General features: G+C 64.6%; 3 protein-coding genes and 1 pseudogene. 1 reads left to right on the top strand and 3 read right to left on the bottom strand.

Going from position 1 to position 5,846, the window contains the following annotated elements; genetic code table 11:
* Nucleotides 1–215: pseudogene (locus tag ACXJ7R_RS22955) on the bottom strand (2OG-Fe(II) oxygenase); the annotation flags it as partial.
* A 104-nt stretch (nt 216–319) separates the two neighbouring features.
* Between ACXJ7R_RS22955 and ACXJ7R_RS22950 the strand changes: the two are divergent.
* On the top strand, nt 320–1,252 hold the full coding sequence (locus ACXJ7R_RS22950) for a LysR substrate-binding domain-containing protein (RefSeq protein ID WP_457153849.1): 933 nt from the start codon (nt 320–322) through the stop codon (nt 1,250–1,252).
* Between the two features lie 21 nt (nt 1,253–1,273).
* On the opposite strand, the gene ACXJ7R_RS22945 is transcribed toward ACXJ7R_RS22950, so the two are convergent.
* On the bottom strand, nt 1,274–2,425 hold the full coding sequence (locus tag ACXJ7R_RS22945) for an efflux RND transporter periplasmic adaptor subunit (RefSeq protein WP_457153848.1): 1,152 nt from the start codon (nt 2,423–2,425) through the stop codon (nt 1,274–1,276).
* A 15-nt stretch (nt 2,426–2,440) separates the two neighbouring features.
* Nucleotides 2,441–5,620 carry a multidrug efflux RND transporter permease subunit gene (locus tag ACXJ7R_RS22940; protein ID WP_184871481.1) on the bottom strand — a complete coding sequence of 1,060 codons (3,180 nt, stop codon included), beginning with the start codon at nt 5,618–5,620 and terminating at the stop codon, nt 2,441–2,443.
* Between the last annotated feature and the right edge of the window lie 226 nt (nt 5,621–5,846).

Genomic DNA, 5,846 nt, shown 5'->3' with positions numbered 1-5,846 from the left:
ATGTTGTGCATCCACTTGTGCACATGCGAGCGCGCAGCCATGACAGGCTGGATTTCCCGCACGGCCTTTTCAGCCACGCCGGGCCGCAGAAACCCCTCGAGGTTGAACATGCCGTCGGCTTCGAGTGCGGCGACGGATTGGTCGACGAGGCGCTGCCATTCGGCGCTGCCTTCGCGGTCGAGCGGATAGCGGTCGAGATCGAGGATGTCTTTCATGGTCGTGGGCTCCGAGTTTCCGAGCCTATGAGACGGCAAAAAAATCTTTCTCTCAACGCGCAAAATAATTAGGATTGGCCAAGAAAAACTTTGGGAAGATCGATGTGGAACGGCTGCCTCCGCTGAATGCGATCAAGGCCTTCGAGGTCGCGGCGCGCGCCGGCAGCTTTACCCTGGCTGCGACCGAGCTTGGCGTGTCGTCGGCGGCGGTGAGCCAGCAGATACGCAATCTCGAAACCTGGTTCGGCAAGCAGCTGTTCGTGCGCAGCGGCAACCGCATCGCGCTGACCGACGCCGGCCACGCCATCTATCCGCAAACCGCGCGGGCGCTGGGCGACATAGCAGCGATCGGCCGGCGCATGCTGGAAGGTGGCTTGCGAACGCGCCTTGTCGTCAGCGTGCCGTTTTCGCTGGCCGAACTGTGGCTGGCCCCGAAGCTCGCCGTGCTTCTCGATGCCTTTCCGCAGATGGCGATCGATGTCCGGGTCGAGGACGATCCGGTCGACCTGATGCGACAGAACATCGACCTGCGCATCAGCTATGGCGACTATCACTATCCCGGATTGAAGCTCGTCCGGCTTGTCCATGATGATGTCTTGCCGGTCTGCGCGCCCGAATTCTGGCACCGGCACGGCAATGGCGATTCGGGTCTGGCGGACCTGCATGAAAGCCTGTTCATCCACACCAATTGGGGACCGAACTACGCCTCGCATCCGACCTGGGCCGATTGGTTCGCGGCATCCGGCGGCAGTCGCTCGCCCGACCCGTCGCATGGGCGGCGCGTCGGCCTGTCCAGCCTGGCAATCACCTCGGCGAGGCTGGGTCTCGGCATTGCGCTTGGTCAGCAGGTCATGGCGCGCGCCGATCTGGAGGCGGGCCGCTTGATCGCGCTGTCACCCGTCTCGGTCCGCCTCGGGCATCCCTACTGCGCGTTCATGCCACCGGCCAAGGCTGATCGTGCCGATGTCGCGGGCCTGGTGGAGCTGCTCACGAAAGCGGCGCCCGCGACCTATGGGAAGGTCGGGGCGCCGCGCTGAGGCCGGACCTGACGGGGGTGTTCAGGTGGCCGGCTTTTCCGGCAGCGGAGAAATCGGCATTCCGGGTCCGATCTTCTGCAGATTGCCTGTTATCACCTGATCGCCTTCGGCCACGCCGGTCAGGATCGCCACCTGACTGCCGCTGGTCGGGCCAAGCGAAACCAGCCGCTGGTCGACCGTGTTGCCCTTGCCGACGACGTAGAGATATTTGCCGAGCTGGCTCGAGCCCAGCGCCGTCTGCGGCACCATCAGCGCATCGGCCTGCTGCTTCACATGCAGCCGGACACGTACATATTGGCCCGGCAGCAGCGTGAACTTGCCGTTGCCGATCGTCGCCCGCGCCGTGATGGTGCCGGTCGAACGGTCCACCGTATTGTCGATGAAGGTGAGTTCGCCCTTCTGGCTGGCCTCGGTCTCGCCGGGAAGCAGGACCTCGACCTCGATCGGACCGGCCGCGCGAGCCTGCTCGATCTCAGCCAGGTCCGTCTCGCTCGGATTGAAGGTGACGTAGATCGGATCGAGCTGCACCAGCGTGTTGAGCACGGTGCCGGCAACGCTGACCAGCGTCCCGACCGAGGCCTGGTTGCGACCCAGGCGTCCGGCGAACGGCGCGCGGATTTCGGCATAGCTCAGATTGAGCTCGGCCGTGCGGACCGCCGCCTGGTTGAGCGCCAGCGACGCCTGTGCTTCGCGCAAGGTGCTGGTGCGCTGGTCGAACCCGTCCTTGGCGAGATAGCCGCTCTTCGCAAGCTCGGTGCCGCGCCCGAGATTGGACTGGGCATAGTCGAGCGTTGCGGTGTCGCGCTGCACCTGCGCCTTCGCCTGGTCGAGAGCCGCCTGGAAGTCATCAGGCGAGATCTTGTAGAGCAGATCGCCCTGGCGGACGTCGACGCCGTCGGCAGCGCCCTGCTCCTGCAGATAGCCCGGAATCCTGGCCTGCAAGGTGATGTTGCGGATCGGCTCCGTCCGCGCGGCGTAGTCGAGGTAGATCGGGATCGTCTTCTTGACGACGCCGACCACCGGCACCGGCATGACGAACGCCGCCGGGGCGGGCGCCGCACCAGCGGTGCCGGCATTGAGGCTGACGTTGCCCATGTCGAGCAGATGGACGCTGGCCACCGAGATCGCACCCAGCGCGACAGCCGTTCCCAACGCGATTTTCCATTTACGCATGATTAGTCTCCAATCTTATTCGGCCGCTTCCGCCAGGGGAGGGAAGGCGGTTTCGGCAGTTGGTTCAGTGTGTTCGTCAGCGGCGGGCTCGTCATTGCCGCCGCGTTCGCGCAGCTGTTCGATGACCGCGTAGAAGACCGGTACGAACACCAGCGACAGGATGGTGGCCGCCACCATGCCGCCAAAGACGGTGGTGCCGATCGACTGACGGCTTGCGGCACCGGCGCCGGTGGCGAACATCAGCGGCAGCACGCCGAGGATGAAGGCGAAAGCCGTCATCAGGATCGGCCGCAGCCGCAGCCGTGCCGCCTCCATCGCTGCGTCGACGATGCTGAGGCCTTCCTCGCGGCGTCTCCTGGCGAACTCGACGATCAGGATGGCGTTCTTGGCCGCCAGGCCGATCAGCATGACGAAGCCGATCTGCGAGTAGACGTCGATCTGCATGCCACGCGCCCACAGCACCGCGAACGCGCCGAACAGGGCGAGCGGCACTGCCAGCAGCACCATGAACGGCATCGCCCAGCTCTCATACTGCGCCGCCAGGATCAGGAAGACGAAGACGATGGCGAGGCCGAAGACGACGGACGCGATCGATCCTGCCTTGAGTTCCTGGAAGGTGATGCCGGTCCATTCGAAACCGAAATCCCTGGGCAGTGCCGTGGCGGCGGCCCGTTCCATCGCAGCAACCGCCTGGCCCGAGGAGAAGCCCGGTGCGGCACCGCCATTGATCGAGGCCGACGCGTTGTTGTTGTAGTGCGGCACGGTTTCGGGGCCGACGAACGGCACGAGCTTGCCCAGTGTGCTCAACGGCACCATGCCGCCCGAGGCATTGCGCACATAGAGCCGGGAAATGTCGGCAGCGCCCGCACGTGCATCCTTGTCGGCCTGGATGGTCACCCGGAAGGTGCGGCCGAACAGGTTGAAGTCGTTGACGTAGAGCGAACCGAGATAGATCTGCAGCGTGTTGAAGACGTCCGGCAGGTTAAGGCCGAGCAGTTTCGCCTTGCTGCGGTCGAGGTCGTAGTTGAACTGCGGCGTCGAGGTCGAGAATGGCGAGAACAGCTGCTGCGGATTGATCTCGGGCTGCTTGCGCGCCTCGGCGATCACGGCTTGCGTCGCGTCGTTGAGGGCTGAACTGCCGCGGCCGGTGAGATCCTCGACGACGAATTCGAAGCCGCCCGTGGTCCCGATCCCGGGGATCGAGGGCGGATCGAAGCTCAACGCGAAGGCTTCCGGGATCTGCAGCAGCTTGCCGCGCACATCGGCGACGAGCTTCGACGCGCTCTGGTCGGGACTGCGTTCCTCCCAGGGCTTGAGGATGGCGAATTCGACCGCCGAGTTCGACTGCGCCGCACTGGTCAGGAAGTTCAGGCCGCTGATCGAGCCGACGATGTCGACGCCGGGTGTCGCCTGCAGGATGTCGCGCGCCTTTTGCGCCACCGCGTCGGTGCGCTCCAGTGAAGCGCCGTCGGGCAGCTGGATGACGACGAAGAAGTAGCCCTGGTCCTCGACCGGAAGGAAGGTCGAGGGCAGGCGCTGCCAGACGAAGTAGGTGGCGACAAGTCCGGCTGCAAACAGGCCAAGCATGATCCAGCGCAAGCGGATGAGGATGCGCACGCCGTGCGCATAAGCATGCGACAGCCGGTCGAAGCCTGTGTTGAACCAGCGGAACAGCACGAACTGCGTTGGCTGGCGATGCCGCAGGAAGGCGGCACTAAGCGCGGGGCTCAGCGTCAGCGAATTGAAGGCGGAGATGCCGACCGAGATCGCCACCGTCAGCGCAAACTGGTTGTAGAGCTTGCCGGAGACGCCGGGAATGAAGGCGACCGGCACGAACACCGCCATCAGCACGGCGGTGGTGGCGATGATCGGACCGGTGACCTCGGCCATCGCGGCCTTGGTCGCCGCCAGTGGCTTCAGCCCGGCCTCCAGCTGTCGTTCGACGTTCTCGACCACCACGATGGCATCGTCGACGACCAGGCCGATCGCCAGCACCATGCCGAGCAGGCTCAGCATGTTGAGCGAGAAGCCAAGCATCTCCATGACGACGAGCGTCGCCACCAGCGACACCGGAATGGCGATGGTCGGGATGATCGTCGTGCGCCAGCTCTGCAGGAAGATGAACACCACGGCGACGACAAGGACCAGCGCCTCACCGAGCGTGATCAGCACGTCATGCATCGACGCCGAGACGAAGCGGGTCGTGTCGTAGTGCATCGCATAGGAGACGCCCTTCGGGAAACGGGCCGACAGCTCCTGCATCTTGTCCTTGACGCGCTGCTGCAGATCGAGCGCGTTGGAGCCGGGCATCTGGTAGACGGCGAGCACCACGGTCGGATCCTTGCCGAAGAAGGCCGACGATGAATATTGCAGCGCACCGAGCTCGATGCGGGCGACGTCGCGCAGCCGCACCAGCGAGCCGGTGTCGGTGTTGGCGCGCACGACGATGTCGCCGAACTCCTTGGGATCGCTCAAGCGGCCGACGGCGTTGACCTGCATCTCGAAGGCGGTGCCGGCCGGGGCCGGCGACTGGCCGATCTTGCCGGCCGCCACCTGGACGTTTTGCTCGGCAATAGCGTTCTGGACGTCGACGGCGGTGATGCCGAGATTGGCGAGCTTGTCCGGATCGAGCCAGACGCGCATCGAATAGCGCCGCTCGCCGAAGATCTGCACGTCGCCGACACCGGGCAACCGCTTCAGCGGATCGACCACCTGCAAATAGGCAAGGTTGCTCAGCGCCACCGGATCGACCGAACTGTCGGGCGAGGTCAGGTTGACGATAAGGACGAAGTTCGGATTCTGTTTCTTGATCGTAACGCCGCCCTGATTGACGATCGCCGGCAGCGACGAGGCCGCTTGCGAGACGCGGTTCTGGACGTCGACGGCGGCGGTGCTGAGCGAATAGCCGACATCGAAGGTGATCGTGATGGTCGAGGAGCCGTCATTGGAGCTCGTCGACGACATGTAGGTCATGCCTTGCACGCCGTTGATCTGCTGTTCCAGCGGCGTCGTCACGGTGTCGGCCACCACCTGCGCGCTGGCGCCCGGATAATGAGCACTGACCACGACCTGCGGCGGTGTGATGTCGGGAAATTGCGAGACGGGCAGCAGGAAATAACAAATCGTCCCGGCGAGCACCATGATGATGGCGATCGCCGAGGCGAAGATCGGACGATGAATGAAAAAGTTTACCACGAAACACACGCCTCCCCGGCCGCTCTTGCCTTGCCGAAGGCGCTGGCAACCCTGGACAGCCTTTGGCCGCGCCCGTCACCGGGCTCTCCCAGCGAATGCAGCAACGGCATCTCGCTGTGCTGCGCATCGGCGAGCGAGCGCAGCATCCTTTCGAAGGCGCGCGGGTCGACGCCATCTGCTTTCATGACCAGCCGGATCATCGGATCCCGGACGGCTTCATCTATGG

The sequence above is a fragment of the Mesorhizobium sp. P5_C1 genome (assembly GCF_054049815.1).
Note: the sequence above shows the minus strand (reverse complement) of the source record. Positions and strands in the feature narration are given on the sequence as shown.

What these genes read in the sequence shown, in the direction of transcription:
- ACXJ7R_RS22945 (WP_457153848.1), bottom strand. Translation starts at nt 2,425, where the DNA reads ATGCGTAAATGGAAAATCGCGTTGGGAACGGCTGTCGCGCTGGGTGCG.